Below are 15,947 nucleotides of genomic sequence, written 5' to 3'. Positions count from 1 at the left end.
CAGGAGCGGCGAGTACGATAGGCAGGCTGGCCGCTCCCTGCAGGTGTTGTTTTTTACTTGGAGGTGAAAAGATCACATGGAACGTTTGGAACCCCGGAGCGGAATGAAGAGCAGGGAAAGAAAACGGCTGATCATCGGACTTTTGTTTTTAAGTCCATGGATATTCGGCTTCCTGGTCTTCCAGCTCTATCCGATTATCACGTCATTGTATTACAGCTTCACGGAGTATAACCTGTTTACCTCGCCCCAATGGGTCGGCCTGGACAATTATGTGGAGATGACCCAAGACGGCAAAATGTTCTCATCCCTGTACAACACCGCATTCATGGCTTTGTTCGGATTTTTCCCCCAACTTGCGTACGCCCTGGGCATTGCCCTGCTGCTAAACCAGAGCGTCAAGGGACTGTCCCTGTACCGGACGATTTATTTCCTGCCAACGCTGGTCCCGGCCGTAGCGGGATCCTTGCTGTGGATTTGGCTGTTGAACGCGCAATATGGTTTGGTGAACCAGATGCTGGGCGCGATCGGCCTGCCCGAACCGAATTGGCTGATGGACGAGAACTGGACCAAACCGTCGCTGATTATGATGGGTTTCTGGGGGACCGGGACGATCACCATCATGTATTTGGCGGCGCTGCAGGAAGTGCCCAAAATGTATTATGAGGCCGCTTCCATTGACGGTGCGAACAAGTGGCATAAGTTCTGGCATATCACGTTGCCGGCCATCTCGCCCATGACCTTCTTCCAGCTCATTATGGGGCTGATCGGCTCCTTTCAATATTTTTCCCAAGGCTACGTGTTTGCGGAATCAAGCAATCAGGCCATTGGCGGGCCGGGGAACTCGATTTTGTTCTATGCGATTTATTTGTTCCAGAACGCCTTCATGTTCCTGAAGATGGGTTACGCCTCGGCGATGGCTTGGATTTTGTTTATCATCGTGCTGCTGCTGACCCTGTTAATCTTCAAAACATCCAGCAAGTGGGTCTTCTATGGAGGTGAAAAATAATGAACGAAGCATTTATCGGCCGAAAGATCATTCCTCATATGCTGTTAATCCTCGTGGGCCTGCTGTTTCTGGCGCCCTTCGCCTGGCTGCTGCTGACCACCTTTAAGACCGAGGAGGAAATCTTCGTCATTCCCATCCAATGGATTCCGACGGAATGGATATGGGATAACTACGTAAACGCGGTCAACATGATTCCGTTCATCAAATACACTTGGAACACCGTCGTGATTGCCTTGATGAGCGTTGCAGGCGTCGTGATTTTATCGCCGCTGGTCGCGTACGGCTTTTCGAGAATTCAATTTAAAGGCCGAAACATGCTGTTTATCCTGATGCTCAGCACGCTGATGCTCCCCATGCAGGTAACGATGATTCCGCTGTATGTCGTATTCAACAAGGTCAACCTGCTGAATTCCAACTGGCCGCTGGTGCTGTCGGCGTGGTTCGGGACGGGGATGGCGTACAATGTGTTCCTGATCCGGCAGTTTTTTAACGGAATTCCGATGGAGCTCACCGAATCAGCCAAAATTGACGGCGCGTCGGAGTTTCGCATCTACGCCCAAATCGTGCTGCCGCTTGCCAAACCGGCCCTTCTGACGATCGGCCTGTTTACGTTTCTGGGCGCATGGGGCGATTTCCAGGGAGCGTTGATTTACTTGAACGATCAGGAAACATGGACCCTGTCCATCGGCCTGAAGCAATTTATTCGGGAGAATGGGGTGGCGTGGGGGCCTTTAATGGCAGCCGCTACGCTGTTTACGATTCCCATCATCGTTCTATACTTCTTCGTCCAGAAGAAGTTTATCGAAGGCATCACGATTACGGGCTTGAAGTAAACGAAGGATGACGCAAGTTTATACTAAACCAGATGTAGGAGCTAAATATGAGGCGGATGATTACAGATAGAGGATTAGTGGTGTCTTGTCAGGCGTATGAGGGAGAGCCGCTGTTTGGACCGCAGCATATGGTTGAAATGGCGAAAGCGGCCGTGCTGGGAGGAGCCATCGGGATCCGGGCCAATGGAACGGCTGATATTGCGGCGATTAAAGCGGCGGTGAGCGTGCCGGTCATCGGGCTGCTGAAACGGCAGATCGAAGGTTATCCCGTTTACATTACGCCGACCCTTGAGGATGCCTTAGCCGTCCATGAGGCCGGCGCCGATATTGTAGCAATGGACGGGACGCTGAGGCCGAGACCGGATGGGAACAAACTGAAAGAGATAGTCGATGAGCTGATTCGTCGGGGAATCCATGTGATGGCGGATGTTTCCACCTTGGAGGAAGGACTGTATGCAGCCGATTTGGGCGTTCATTATATTTCCACAACGCTGTCCGGGTATACAGCCTATAGTCCGGAAACGACAAAGCCCGATATCGGGCTGGTCGCAAGGCTGGTTCAGGAAACGCGGCTGCCGGTTATAGCCGAAGGCAGGTTTGCCAGCGCGGACGACATGATTCAGGCTCTGAATGCCGGCGCCCGGTTTGTCGTGGTAGGCAGCGCAATTACGCGTCCCCAGGATATAACCGAACGATATCGGAAATCGATTGAAGCGCAGGTGGATCTGAACGAAGGAAAGGGCAGGGGGGTTCGAATATAGGATTGGAGGCATGAAGGCAGATCATGACTGGAAGGGGGTGAGATGACGAAACCATGGCAATGGCGCGAGTTACGGCGCCGGCCCACGATTGCTGGAGCTCGTAAGGCTGAAGTCCGGTGAAAACCGGCGAAGATCAGGAAGCATGATAAGAGGAGGTTAATTTATATGCGTTCTATGAAACAACGGGTATCGTTAGCCATGATTGTGGCCATGATGTTCTCGATCATTCCTTTCGCTTATGCTGATGAGGCTCAATCGGAGGTGCGAAACCTGGCAAGAAATGCAACCTACTCGTGGTCGGAGGCCCCGGAAGCCAATTATCCCGACCCTGGCCATAAACTGAACGACGGAATACATGGAACGCGGAATGTACTGGATTCCGCATGGGTCGGTCATATACGCAAGAAGACGCGTGAGGTCGTATTTGATCTTGGCGAGGCCAAATCCATCTCGGGCATCAACGCGCGTTTTCTGCAGGATTGGCCTGGCTCGGCGATTCTGTTTCCGCTAACGGTTTCGATGTATGTCTCGGACGACAATGTTCATTGGGCGAACTTGACGAATAAAGCGACCCAGACGTTATGGGTGGACGGTCCGCCTGTAGACGAAACGTACGCTTGGGATAGCCAGACCGATGGCGTGCCGGGCTTCGAAGATGGGAAGTTCGCTTACGCGCGTTATGTGAAGGTAAGCTTCACCATGCATACAAGGGCCTGGACCTTCATCGACGAAATCGAGATCATGGGGACTGATGGCAAAGCCGCTGGGGCGGTGCAGCTTCCGCCGCAAGAATTTAAATATTTGCAGCCGGGAGAGGCTACGGCCGGCATTCATGATTTGTCCCTTCTATACAATGGTCATTATGCCAATGGGGATGGAGACTGGAGCAAAGAGGAGATCATTCCTCAGATCAGCTACGTGGACCAGAACGGGGAGCCGGTGGATTGGTTTTTTGACGGCGTGCTTACGCTTGGGTTGATATCGCCGGATGGACGCGACTTTGGCGGCGGCGCGAACCTGAAGGACTGGAAGTGGTACCTCGACAAGACTTTTGATGCGGACGGCGAGATGCACCAGCTCAATGAAGCCACCAAGGAGGTGGGAGCCAAGCTGGGGCAGCCTGACCATAAAACCAAGGTGGTCGTGATGATCCCGGATACGGGCGAGTATCTAACCGACTTCGGCGACGTGGACGGAGATGGAATCTCCGAAAATTTTAACGCCGGGGCCATTGGCGAGGAGTCGGCCATGGCGAACAGGCAAAAGGCGATCCGCTGGTGGATGGACGAAGTGCTGCAGCGGTGGGAGGCTAACCATTATTCCAATCTGGAGCTTGCCGGTTTATACTGGCTGTCCGAACAGGTAAGCACAAGCGCTTCCGGTCCGGATATGCTGAAATACGTGAACGGCCAAATTCACGGCGAAGGCTTAAAGTCCTTCTGGATTCCTCATTTCTTGGCCTATAAGAGTTATATGTGGGAAGAGGTCGGATTCGACGCGGTCGCGTTCCAGCCGAACTATTTCTTTGAAGACATGAGCAGCGAGCGCCTGGACGATGCCGCATATACGGCCAAACGATTCGGGATGGGCGTCGAGATCGAGTTTGACGGACGGATGCTGACCGACGAAGTATTCCGCAACCGGTATAAGGAATACCTGGATGGCGGCGTGAAGTATGGCTATATGAACGATACCTTCAAAGCGTATTACAAAGGCTCGGGGCCTGTGTTAAGAGATGCAGCGGCAAGCCAGGATCCGGATATCCGGATAATGTATGACTGGTTGTATCAGTTTGTTAGAGGAACGTACCAGCTGGAGAATACAAGCTCCCTGCACCTGAAAGGTCTGGTCGATCAACTGGAGCAAGCAGGCGGGTTTGCGAACCATGGGGCTGCCCGCTCGCTTACGGCGCACCTGGATTCGGTCATCCGCTTCGAAGAGAAGGGGAACAAGCAGCAGGCGGCCCACCATTTGGACGGCTTCATGGAGTTGCTGGAAAGCCATAAGCAGAGCGGGACGGTATCCGGCAAAGCCTATCCCTTGCTGAAGGCAAACGGCGAGTATTTGGCGAAGCATATGCAGTAGCATTCAGACGGATAAGAGTTCGCTCAACAGCTATTTTCGTTTGGCGAAGCGACTAACGGCTGTGGAAGAGGAAGAGTTGCATAAGAAGGGTGAGCCAAAGGAGAGACCTTGGCTCACCCTTCTTTTTCCTTATGCGGAGAGGATAAATCCCATACCGGGCATGCAAGGACGACTGCTCATTCCTGCTGCAATAAGCTGGATCGCAGCTGTTCCAGGTAAGTCTCGACAGCCGTCCGATTCATTCGGTAGTAGATTCGGTTTGCCCGCTTTTCCATCATGACGAATCCCTGGTGTATGAGTGCGTTCATATGATGCGAGATGGTAGCCGTGGTTAGATTCAGCCGGTCTGCCAGTTCCGAACCGTATGCCGGCTCACGGTAAATTGACTTCAGAATTGCAAATTTGCTGGCATCGCTCAGCATTTTCAACGTTTTGCATATCTTCTCGTCCGAGATGACCCGGCTGACCGCTTCTTGAAGAGCTTCAAAGAGAATGCCGATATACAGCGTCTCTATTGAAATCTCGCTTTTTTGAGGATGGAGCGTGACCATATTGAAACCCATGATTTGCGGAACGATTCGGATTTCCTTATCGTCCAAGAGATTGATTTGGAATCGGTTATTGATGTACTCCAGCGGTTCGGTTTGAACCACCTGATGGTATCTTGCCGCAAAGCGGTCCAGCAGAGGCTCAAGCAAGGGCAATTGTTCCTCATACAGGGTCATGGCCTGTTCAAGGATGCTCCGCAATTCCTGCATGTACAAATCAAAGTTCTGATATAAGAGATGTAGTGTCCATTTCTCCTGAACGTCCAGTTCGAGTCCGTCAATCATGTTGGTCAGATCGGCATCGTTATGAGTCGCTAGGCATTCGTGGCTTTCGGCATCCCCCATAAATAATCGGAAGAGAGACTCCGCGTACTTGCGCCGCCGTTCATCCTGCATGACAGGGGACAGCCGAAGAATATTCGCATTCGTACCCGCTGAGCGGAGATATTCATCCAATAGCAGCTTGGCGCAGCACCACCCCGCTTGTCCCCGGCTTTCGAAGAAAAAAGCCATGCGATCAGGCGCTGCTTCCAGTTGGCCGTAAACCAGCTCTCCTATCTCGATGATGGGGTCGAAGGTTTGCAATAGGTCCGGCGAGTCCAGATTATATTTCATCGTGAGTTCATTCTTCACGGACCGGGTGTCTTCATGATTCGTATACCGATAGAGCAATTCGATGCATTCACGGAGAATATCCGGCCTTGCCAATACCGTTATGTTCATGGGATTACTCCTTTACAGCTGGCGTAATGTGTTTATGAAGAGCATACCAACAAACAATATAATTGTAAAAATACCAGTAGCGACAAATAGCTGTTCAAGGGTTATAAACGTCATCGCGGTGGCGATGATCAGCGAACCGAGCGGAATAGTTGAGCTTGCGATCGCGTTAAAAATGGCACCGGCGCGAGACAAGTAGGATTCCTCAATGTGTTCCATGAAGGCTACCCCGATCACCGTTTCCACGAAGGAAGCAAAAAAACCGAATATCAGCATGGTAGAAGCCAACATGACATAGGTCAGCATGACTTGTCCGGAATAGTGCGATATCCAGAACCATACCAGATAACAGATTCCAATGAACGTCCCGCCAGTGATGAACAGAATGCGTGCAGAGAAATGTTTTCTTAAGTAAGGGAACAAGAAGGCACCGATGCCAAGACCGATCGTTGAGGAAATGCCGGCAACGGACAACCCCTTGGCGGACAGTCCTAACACTCCCGTCGTGTATGGAGCCATCATGGAGTTAATGGGAATCAGGAAGATGCCCATGATGCCGCCTAATATGCAGACGGCGAATACGACTTTTGCCTTTCTTAGATAGATGAATCCCTCGGCCAGCGCATGGAGATAGCCTTTCAAATCCAGCCGAATCGGGCTCCGCTGCCATGTTTCCTTGTTGTTGATGCCCAGAATGAAGAGGGCGGACAGTAAAAAGGTGACGGCGTCGATCAAAATAGCCACCCCAAGGCCGAATAATCCGATGATGGCTGCGGCAGCGCCAAGACCGGCTAACTCCACGATTTTCTTGATGGTTGAATTTAAGGATATGCCATGGGTATATAAGGCTTTATCAAGCACTTGGGGAATGATGGCTAACCCGGCGGGAATGCGAAGGGATTCCAGCGTGGAATTCATGAACGTAAGCACAAGCAGAATCCAGGGTTGAAGCAGATCAAGCAGAAGCAGGACGGCAGTGACGCCTACAATCACTCCTCGTCCGATATCCGCAAGGATCATGATGGTTTTCTTGTGAAGTCTTTCAACGATGGCGCCTGCAAAGGGCTGAAACAGGATGGAAGGGAGTGCATTGATGCCGAAAATAACGGCTACCCATGAGGCGGAACCGGTAAGCTGGTATACCATCAAGGAAAAAGCAATCATGTCGATGGAATCGCCGAACCGGTTCACGGCATTGGCCATCATTAACTTCAGATACTCCTTTTGGGATGACAGATCCCGATAACGAATCTCTCGAGCGTTTTCTTGTATCACCATCATCTAACCACCTTTCTAGATAGAAGTAAAACATAACTGTTAGATGATGGTCAATAATAATTTTAGATCATTATCTAATAAAAGATCCGTTATCGTAAAATAAAAAAATAAACGGAGTCAGCCATGGGCTTGACTCCGTTTGTCATTTCATTCCGGGATCTTGTATGTTTTTAAGCCTTCCGCCATTCCCCGACAGCTTTGTTCAGGCGGGACAACGCCTCCTGAACGGTGGCGCGCGTGCAGGCCAGGTTCATGCGCATGAAGCCTTCGCCTTCCTTGCCGAAGGCCGCGCCGCTGTTCAATCCGAGCTTCGCCTCTTGAACGAGGAAGCGGTTTAGCTCTTCGTGGGACATGCCCATGCCGCGGAAATCAATCCACAACAGGTAGGTGGCTTCCGGCATAACCACCTTCAGCTCGGGCAGATGTTCCTGTGCATATTGGGCTACCAGCTCCATGTTCCCGCGGATGTAAACCAGAAGCTCATCCAGCCACGGTTCGCCCTCACGGTAAGCAGCCTCGGTGGCGGCCGCACCCATCGGCGTGATGGAGCCGATGGCGTAACGGTTCAATATTTTGCGGAACTTGCTGCGCAGCTGCGCATTCGGGATGATGATGTTCGCCGTGTTCAGGCCGGCGATATTAAACGTCTTGCTAGGAGCGGTACAGATGATGGAACGCTCGGCGGCATCCTCGGACAGCGCGGCGAACGGCGTATGCGCGCCGGGTTCAAACACCAGATCCGCATGGATTTCATCCGATACGACAAGCACGTCGTATTGCTGGCAGAGGGAAGCCAGACGATCCAGCTCCGCTCGGCTCCACACCCGGCCCACCGGGTTGTGCGGACTGCACAGAATGATCATTTTGACATGGCCGGTAGAAAAGCTCTTCTCCAGGTCCTCGAAATCCATCGTGTAATCCCCCTCTTCGCTAAGAAGAAGCGGATTATGCACCAGCTCACGGCCATGGTCCTGAACGACGCTGTAGAACGGCGGATAGACCGGCGTCTGGATGACGACTTGATCGCCCGGCTCGGTGAACGCATCCACGATAAGGCTGAGAGCCGGGACGACGCCCGGACAGAACTGAATCCACTCCTGCTGAATGCTCCAGCTGTGGCGTTTCTTCATCCAATCGCTAATCGCTTCGCGGTAAGAGTCGGACGGGAACGTATAGCCGAACACGCCATGCTCCACCCGTTTATGAAGCGCCTCTACAACGGCGGATGGTGCGGCAAAATCCATGTCGGCCACCCACATCGGAAGCGCGTCCGGCACGCCGAAAACGGTGGGGACATTGTCCCATTTCTGACAGTTGGTGCAGGTGCGGTCAATCGCAAGATCAAAATTCATATGTAATTCCTCCTAGCTGAGTAGAGTTAGTCTTTAGGCTATGAATTTGGCCAGCGTGATCAGGCCGGTAATCGTAATTACGTTTAGTATGGTCGATATAAGGACAGTTTGTGCAGCAAAATCAGGCTCATTCTGATATTCTTCCGCCAGGATGGACGAATTGACGCCGACGGGCATGCCGGAAGCGATGATGAGCGCTTGCGCCGGAACGCCTTTTAGCCCGAGCAGCAGCACGATCAGAATGCCGATAGCCGGCGCGACCAAGAGACGCAGCAGGACGCTGAGGTAAACATCGAGCCGGCGCAGGCGCAGCGGATATTTAATGATCTGTGCTCCGAGCGTCAGCAGGGCGATCGCCACCATGGACTGGTCCGCATAGGTCAGCGGCTGCGAGATAAAGACCGGAAGCGGCAAGGCCAGGGCATGCAGCACAATGCCGATGACGAGGGCATAGGGGACGGGCATTTTCAGAAATCCGATAATGGCCTGTTTGTATAATCCCTCCGTCTTGGCTCCCTGAATGGAAATAACTCCGTACGTAAACGTAAGGAGGCTTTGAAATGACATGATCAGCGCTTGCACCGAGCCGGCCATCGGATCTCCCTTGAAGGCCAGATCATTGATCGGAAGGCCGTAGTTTCCCGAATTATCCAGCAGGAGGCTGTTGGTAAATGCGGCTCTCATCCCCCGGTTGAACTTGCGCTGTCTGGCAACCAGCATGCTGATCAAGTAGAGGACGCCGATATAAAGCGCATAAAATAACGCCACCATGCCCAGAAGCTGCGGTGACATCTTGGATTCGTACATACTCATAAATACGGCTGCAGGCGTAATGTAGTAAAAGTTGATTTTGGCGAGTGTGTACAAATCGAGCTTAAAGGCATATTGCATAATAATGCCAAAGCCTATCAGGACAAAGATGGGAAGTACCACTTCAAGTAAAATGTCGGCGATCATGCTGTTGTCATCTTCTTTCCATGAGTATAGCTTGGTAATGGTCTGGCTGTGCGTATGACGCCATGTCATTATATCATGACAACGGATGGTTGACACTTGATTCCGCATGGAAAAAAGAACAAAGCATGCGCATCTTGCCGGGTCTTTAAGCGAAACGTTCTTGACCTTATCGGAACCTTGCCTTGGGGGAAGGGTTGCGCAGGATTCGCTGGCGCAGACCATCGCGATACACGCCGGCTGCACGCAAAAAGGGTGTTCCTTGGCCCCTGACCAAAGAACACCCTTGAATTGGTTATTGCAATGGGAGCGTCTGTCGGCGCGTCCTTATTGCGGGTTGGTTGTCCAAATCCCGGCGGATTTGACGAATACGCGCTGCGGCAGCTTGAGCGCAGCCAGTACAAGCTCGGCTACGTCTTCCGGCTGCATCATCCGGTCCTCGTCCCCGATCTTCAAGCCGGCATTGACGGCGAGATCCGTGTTCACGGTGCTCGGGGTCAGCGCCGTCACGCGGATGTTGTGCTTGCGGACCTCCTGCAGCACGGCTTCGGTCAGTCCCATAACCGCAAATTTCGAAGCGTTATAGGCTGAGCCCGTGGCGAAGCCGCGTTCTCCGGCCGTAGAAGAGATATTGACGATGTCTCCTTGGTTGTGCTCGATCATGCCGGGCAGCGCTGCGCGGGTCATATAGTAAGTCCCCATCAGATTCACGTCAACGATACGCTTCCAGGCTTCGGGTTCCATCTCCAGCAGGTTGCCGAACTGGGCGATGCCCGCGTTGTTGATCAGAATGTCCACCGAGCCCAGCTCCATGTTTACCGCAGCGAAAGCAGCCTCTGCCTCGCTCTGCACGGAAACGTCGGCCACCGCCGCGACGGCTCTGACACCATATTGCTCGGCAACCAGGGCGCTCAGCGGCTCCAGGTCTGCTGCCGTACGGGCGACGAGTCCAACGTGCACGCCTTCCTTGGCAAGTGCGATGGCCAGGGCGCGTCCAATCCCTTTGCCTGCACCCGTGATGAGGGCTGTTTTATTTTTCAGGCTCATGTACATTCACTCCTTCACATTGATAAAAAATATGGTTTCGTTGACCAGTATACCCTGTACCATCCGCAACTACCAAATGCCCGCGATCCACCCTAAACAATTTGTTATAATCGTAGCAGCGAAACCAAGATAACCTTTGTTCATTTTTAACAGGAAGTGGAGGAACAACCTATGCTGCAAGCGCTGAATATCATAACCGCGTTTCGTCAGGGGGATGAATCGGCTGCGGGAACGCATCCATGGCTATTGAAGCTGATATCGGCCGAGGAACGAATCGTCAATCTGGAACGGATCACGTCCATCGGGCAATTGACCCATGCCAACCCCGTGCTGGATTATGTAGAACGCACATTGAAGATACTGGATTCGCTGCCTGTTTCCTATTGGATCAAAGAGCTGCTGGAAGAAGTCCTGGTGTGGGCTGAAACGGCCAAGGGCGGAACGATGAGGGATCGCCTTCGCTGGCAGCAGTCGGGCATCCAATTGTTCCTGCATAATATCGGGTCCGCGCAGCTGTATGAAAGACATATCCGGCAAGGCAGGGGAACCCTGTCACCGCACGAAGAGATGGTACATACTCTCATACTTACCCATGGACTGCTCGGGCAACACATCCGGGGGGAAGTCGCCTTCGAGGAAAACCTGCCGCTGATGAAGCTTACGGTGGAAGGACGGCTCACCGAAGATGAGCTGATCCGGCTGCTGATCCCTTTGAATCACTGCATCATTGCTGCCGTATCGGAGGAGCTATGGCATTCCGTTGAGGAGGAAATCAAACAACTGATTCGCAAGCTTGCCCAAGGGAGCGTCCCGGATCGGTGGACTTATGAGGAAAGGCTGCGCCGCCTTCGGACCGCTTCGATTGCCCGGGGAGAAGATTTCGACAGGCAGTTTCAGGAGATTCGGAGGCAGACGGATCTGCCTGCTGCCCTGCATGGGTTTCAGGACATGACGCTTTGGTATGTGGAAGCGGCCCTGCAGGATTTCTCGTTGGAAGAGTTCGTGAAGGTATTGCTGCTGGCTCTCCATCCGGAGAAACAGAGCCCGGAGGATCAATGGTCTTCGGATTCGATGAGCCACCTGAGCTTTGAGCCGCTGATGAACGATATGTATTACGATTACAAGGGCGTCAAGAAGCTGAACGTGTACAAGAAAAGAATGATCGAGCAATATTTGCGCCAGACGGATTGGGAGGCCTGCCTTCAAGGTCAGGCGAGTGCCAACCCGCATCTGCGCCACCGCATCGAACGAAAGCCGGAGCTGCCGGATACGGTATTCTTTACCTTCGAATTCTCGCAGGCCGCGGAGAAATTAATCGATTTTTGCATCGAGGCGGAGAAATCCCCGCTTTACGAGAAGGCAGTGCTGCTGTTGTTTGATCTGTTTGGCCTGAGGCGGGATGCTTATGACCGGTTTCATAACGAAGAGAGTTATTTAAACGATATGAACAGCACGGGAGATTACAAGAAAGTGATTCTGGATTATATCACGGGAACGGCGGTACTGGATATCGGTCCCGGTGGAGGCGTGCTGCTTGACCTGATCGAGGAACGGCTGCCGCACGCGCGCCCCGTCGGGATCGATATCTCCTCGAACGTGATTGAAGCGCTGGAGAAACGCAAACGTCTGGAGCACAAAACATGGGAGGTCCTGAAGGGGGACGCGCTGAATCTCAGGGACTATGTGAAACCCGGAAGCGTCGATACGGTCATCTTCTCCTCGATATTGCATGAGTTGTATTCGTACATTGAAACAGACGGTTCGCGCTTCAATACGGCGACCGTGGAGGCAGCCTTGCTCAGTGCCTATGAGGTACTTGCGCCCGGGGGCCGCATCATTATCCGTGATGGAATCATGACCGAGCCCGAGGATACCTGGAGAAGGATCCGTTTCCTTGAGGCAGACGGCATGGAATGGCTGATCCGGTATGCCTCGGATTTCAAAGGCCGGGTCATATCCTACGAGCAGCTGGCAGACGCGGAGGTGCGTATGCCTGTCAACGATGCGATGGAGTTTCTGTATACCTATACTTGGGGCCCCGAAGCGTATGTTCATGAAGTGCAGGAGCAGTTCGGATATTTCACGCCTACGCAGTATGCGGAGTGCATCCGCCGAACGCTGGGCCCCGAAGCGCTGATCCGCGTGCAGCAGCATTATCTTCAGGAAGGATATGCCGAGGCATTGGCTGACCGCATCGAATTCATGGATGAGGATGGGAAGGAGGTAACTTTGCCGGACAGCACCTGCCTTTACGTGATCGAGAAGCCGACTCGTCCGTAAAGGCCATACCCTGCTGTAATCTATAAAAAAGAGGACCGGAACGCAGCTATATTTCAAGCGTGCTTCGGTCCTCTTTCGCATGTTGTTTGGTAAGCCGTCCGGATTCTGTGCTCATTCACAAGCGAGGAAGGAAAATGGTTCGCTGACAGCGCTTGAGCCGCAGCGCTTATCCCAAAAAAGCTATTCCTGCTGTTCGGGATCCGGATAATCCTTCCCGAGCGTATCGACCGTCACTTTCTTCATGACGGGCACTTCAAGCGGCTTGTCCATCTGATCCCGCTCCAAGCCCACGATTTCCTCAGCCGTTTCCATGCCTTCGATGACCTTACCGAAGGAGGCGTACTGGGCATCCAGCGAAGGCGCATCCGCGACCATAATGAAGAATTGCGACCCGGCGGAGTTTGGATCCTGCGCGCGCGCCATGGATAATACGCCTGTCGTATGCTTCAGGTCATTCTGAAACCCGTTGGACGTAAATTCTCCGGCGATCGCGTAGCCGGGTCCCCCCGTGCCGTTTCCGTCAGGATCGCCTCCTTGAATCATGAAGCCGGGGATGACGCGGTGAAAGCCTGTGCCATCGTAAAACCCTTGTTCCACCAGAGAGATGAAATTGTTCACCGTATTCGGCGCAACCTCCGGGTAAAGCTCAAGCTTTATCGTTTTGCCGTTCTCCATTTCAATCGTGACGATAGGGTGGCTGGCGTTCGGGTCGGGCACGTTCTCCTTGACCTCGGTTTCCTTCGGCGGTTCCGCTCCGGGCGCCGCGGCGCCGTTCGTCGAACCTGTTCCGCCGCCTGCGCCGCTTTCGGTTTCCTTGTCATTCTGGCCGCATGCCGTCATCACGAACAATAGCCCAAGAATGACGAGCAGAGCCGGCATCCAGCGTGTTCTGCGTTTCAACATCATTGACTCCTCCTGTGCTTTGCCTTATCAGGTCTTAAGCATGTAATCTGTATCATATTTTATCACAGGTTGGACAAGTACTGAAAATCGAAATAGCGGAGTATACATTAAGGAAACCGTTATCAACGTTATGTCACAGAAGACCGACCGCGTATAGAGGATGTTTTCCTTGCGATTAACGAATCAAGGCCAGCGGCTCAGAATGCAAAAAATAAGCTCCCGAACCTGTACAAGTCCGGAAGCTTCAGGAAATGGGGAGCATTGTACGTCTTTACTTGGCAGGAAATATGCCCTCCACTTTGTTTAAAGGGAGCAGAATCCGCGAACGGTTCTTGTCCTTGGCAAGCAATTCGATGAAATCGGCTCCGATTCTGACAAGCCGGATCCGGTCGAAGGCGCCGCGGGTCGGGAAGGTGGTCCGTACCCCAACCCGCACCGTTTTGCCCGGCGGCTTGACATCGAATACCCGAACCGAGTTGAGACTGGACGGCACAAAAAGCTCGCCCTGCACCTTGATGAAATTTTTCGGGAATACCCGCTGCAGCCGTCCGGGTTCCAACCCGGTGTTCGGCGCGTTGATTTCTACCAGATGTCCGGTCAACGAGGCCAGTCGCTGCTGCAGGGTGATCTTATGTCTGCAGGGATGGATCGGCAATCCTTTCATATGAGGCATCATCCTTCCAGGGTCGTATGGTGTAGTGTATGTTGGAAGGTATGGCATGGGTGAAAGAAGAGGATCACGATTCCTGCCCGGTGTTGTTTAGGATGACGGAGGATTTCCGCGGTTACTCGTACCGCTGCCATCCGGCTTCTCGTGTTTGATGCTGTCGGGTATCGGAATGCTGTCCGGATAGGAATCCTCGACAAACAGGCCGAATTCCTCATCGATGTCGCGTTCGGTCACTAAACGGTGCTTCTCGTCAGGTTGTTTCTTCATCGGCTGTTCCTCCTATGAAATCGAATCTTTGAAATGAACGGCTGGTATAAGAACTGATAGCTTGACCCATACTGTTTTACTATAAAGACGGTTGTATGGGAGGCGTAGGCATGGAAAGAAAGGGCAACATATTAACGGCACTCATATGGGGTACCCTGATCGGCATCCTGTTGTGGATGTCATTTCTCGGCTGGCTGGATATCATATTCGGAAAATAGAGGGATCATACAGTGCTAGTATAAGACCCGCCTTCCTATAAGGAGAGGCGGGTCTTGCAGGTTTTAGTCGTCCTCGCCATTGCTGCCGTTCAGCAAATCGGTTCCGTGCATCTGTTCCGTCGGAGGCGCGGCGGGATCCACTGGGCTGTTGGCCGCAATCGCGTCCGCGTCGGGCACGTCCTCCAGCGGCGTATACTCCTCTTCACCCGAAGGGTAATTCATAAAAATGTCCTGATTCAGAAAGGCGGTACCGCTGCCTGAAAACGCGGCGTCGGCTGCGACTCTCTGCTCCGCATCGCCGGTGTACTCGGCGATGACCTCGTCACCCGGACGAGTTGGGGGCTCACCCTCGATGGCCCGCCATTCCCGGTCCGTCTCGTCGTCCGCGACATCGCGAATAACCGTTTCGTCGGCGGTGCGGTCCAGCCGCACCTCGTCGGCTTCTCCGGCATCGGATGACAAGGATAACCGCTCATCGGCAATGGTCCGTTGATCCGGATCGGCACCTGTAGCTTCCCATGCATCAATGGCGCTGTGATCGGGGTTCATCCGCTCCTCCGGTTTTGCATCCGCAGGAGCCGCTTCATTCTGATCGTACGCGATATGATCCGCGTCTTCGCTGCTTAGGCTTTGCTCCGTATAGGTGTTGACGTCTCTCAGATCGTCTTGCGGAATCAAATCCGTATCCTCGACTTTCCGTTTGGCCTCGAATTCCAAATATGTCAAATCTGCCAGCGTATTCCGATTGTTTTCGTCTCGCATCGTGTCCATCTCCTTCCTTGTTTTCAATTACAATAGGTTTCTATACTTCGACTTTACCCGCTGAATCAAGAATGAATCCCGAAACATTCAGGTTATGGCAAACCAAGCAAGCTCTATCTTTCCCTGTCGGTTGACGTATTATGAAAATTTTCAAATAAGGAAAATGGACCAAACACAAGATAAATGAGAGAAAATGAATGATTTCGTGGATTATTTCCCTTAAATTGAACAATGAAATTTTAAAATGATCCCGTTATAATCGA

At 52.6% G+C, this 15,947-nt stretch carries 14 protein-coding genes; 5 read left to right on the top strand and 9 right to left on the bottom strand.

Annotated elements, in window-relative coordinates:
- Window positions 1-76 precede the first annotated feature (76 nt).
- The 4 genes from RB298_RS31970 (at window position 77) to RB298_RS31955 (ending at window position 4,685) form a co-directional block, all read left to right on the top strand.
- Window positions 77-1,006, top strand: coding sequence for a carbohydrate ABC transporter permease (locus RB298_RS31970; RefSeq protein WP_036662491.1), 930 nt, complete (start codon window positions 77-79; stop codon window positions 1,004-1,006).
- Window positions 1,006-1,839, top strand: a complete 834-nt coding sequence (locus tag RB298_RS31965; RefSeq protein WP_096775299.1) for a carbohydrate ABC transporter permease — start codon at window positions 1,006-1,008, stop codon at window positions 1,837-1,839. The genes RB298_RS31970 and RB298_RS31965 overlap by 1 nt, the downstream gene beginning before the upstream one ends.
- 47 nt (window positions 1,840-1,886) lie before the next feature.
- On the top strand, window positions 1,887-2,600 hold the full coding sequence (locus RB298_RS31960; protein WP_452517283.1) for an N-acetylmannosamine-6-phosphate 2-epimerase: 714 nt from the start codon (window positions 1,887-1,889) through the stop codon (window positions 2,598-2,600).
- A 165-nt stretch (window positions 2,601-2,765) separates the two neighbouring features.
- Window positions 2,766-4,685: a DUF4855 domain-containing protein gene (locus tag RB298_RS31955; RefSeq protein ID WP_192569398.1), complete on the top strand. Its 1,920-nt coding sequence runs from the start codon at window positions 2,766-2,768 to the stop codon at window positions 4,683-4,685.
- Between the two features lie 176 nt (window positions 4,686-4,861).
- Here RB298_RS31955 and RB298_RS31950 read toward each other — a convergent pair whose 3' ends face one another.
- From RB298_RS31950 to RB298_RS31930, 5 genes are all read right to left on the bottom strand, one after another.
- Window positions 4,862-5,956, bottom strand: a complete 1,095-nt coding sequence (locus RB298_RS31950) for an ArsR/SmtB family transcription factor (protein WP_375120662.1) — start codon at window positions 5,954-5,956, stop codon at window positions 4,862-4,864.
- Between the two features lie 12 nt (window positions 5,957-5,968).
- Window positions 5,969-7,231, bottom strand: coding sequence for an MFS transporter (locus tag RB298_RS31945; RefSeq protein WP_096775303.1), 1,263 nt, complete (start codon window positions 7,229-7,231; stop codon window positions 5,969-5,971).
- A 170-nt stretch (window positions 7,232-7,401) separates the two neighbouring features.
- Entirely contained in the window at window positions 7,402-8,583 is a 1,182-nt protein-coding gene (locus tag RB298_RS31940) for a MalY/PatB family protein (protein ID WP_277748241.1), read from the bottom strand.
- Between the two features lie 33 nt (window positions 8,584-8,616).
- Window positions 8,617-9,540 (bottom strand): AEC family transporter, encoded by a 924-nt coding sequence (locus tag RB298_RS31935; RefSeq protein ID WP_015733908.1) that lies wholly within the window; start codon window positions 9,538-9,540, stop codon window positions 8,617-8,619.
- A gap of 324 nt (window positions 9,541-9,864) precedes the next feature.
- Window positions 9,865-10,584: a 3-ketoacyl-ACP reductase gene (locus RB298_RS31930; RefSeq protein WP_015733909.1), complete on the bottom strand. Its 720-nt coding sequence runs from the start codon at window positions 10,582-10,584 to the stop codon at window positions 9,865-9,867.
- 171 nt (window positions 10,585-10,755) lie between these two features.
- Between RB298_RS31930 and RB298_RS31925 the strand changes: the two genes are divergently transcribed.
- Window positions 10,756-12,864 carry a class I SAM-dependent methyltransferase gene (locus RB298_RS31925; protein WP_486050335.1) on the top strand — a complete coding sequence of 703 codons (2,109 nt, stop codon included), beginning with the start codon at window positions 10,756-10,758 and terminating at the stop codon, window positions 12,862-12,864.
- A gap of 180 nt (window positions 12,865-13,044) precedes the next feature.
- On the opposite strand, the gene RB298_RS31920 is transcribed toward RB298_RS31925, so the two are convergent.
- From RB298_RS31920 to RB298_RS31905, 4 genes are all read right to left on the bottom strand, one after another.
- Window positions 13,045-13,767 carry a peptidylprolyl isomerase gene (locus tag RB298_RS31920; protein ID WP_486050333.1) on the bottom strand — a complete coding sequence of 241 codons (723 nt, stop codon included), beginning with the start codon at window positions 13,765-13,767 and terminating at the stop codon, window positions 13,045-13,047.
- A gap of 271 nt (window positions 13,768-14,038) precedes the next feature.
- Window positions 14,039-14,431: a hypothetical protein gene (locus RB298_RS31915; RefSeq protein ID WP_015733912.1), complete on the bottom strand. Its 393-nt coding sequence runs from the start codon at window positions 14,429-14,431 to the stop codon at window positions 14,039-14,041.
- A gap of 96 nt (window positions 14,432-14,527) precedes the next feature.
- Complete coding sequence (locus RB298_RS31910) at window positions 14,528-14,704, bottom strand: hypothetical protein (RefSeq protein ID WP_015733913.1); 177 nt, start codon at window positions 14,702-14,704, stop codon at window positions 14,528-14,530.
- 281 nt (window positions 14,705-14,985) lie between these two features.
- The gene (locus RB298_RS31905) at window positions 14,986-15,684 is read right to left on the bottom strand and encodes a hypothetical protein (protein ID WP_486050331.1); all 699 of its coding nucleotides are present in this window, start codon (window positions 15,682-15,684) and stop codon (window positions 14,986-14,988) included.
- Window positions 15,685-15,947: the final 263 nt, after the last annotated feature.

Source organism: Priestia sp. BR_2 (genome assembly GCF_041954005.1).
GTDB classification, from domain to species: Bacteria; Bacillota; Bacilli; order Paenibacillales; family Paenibacillaceae; genus Paenibacillus_AQ; species Paenibacillus_AQ lautus_A.
Note: the sequence above shows the minus strand (reverse complement) of the source record. Positions and strands in the feature narration are given on the sequence as shown.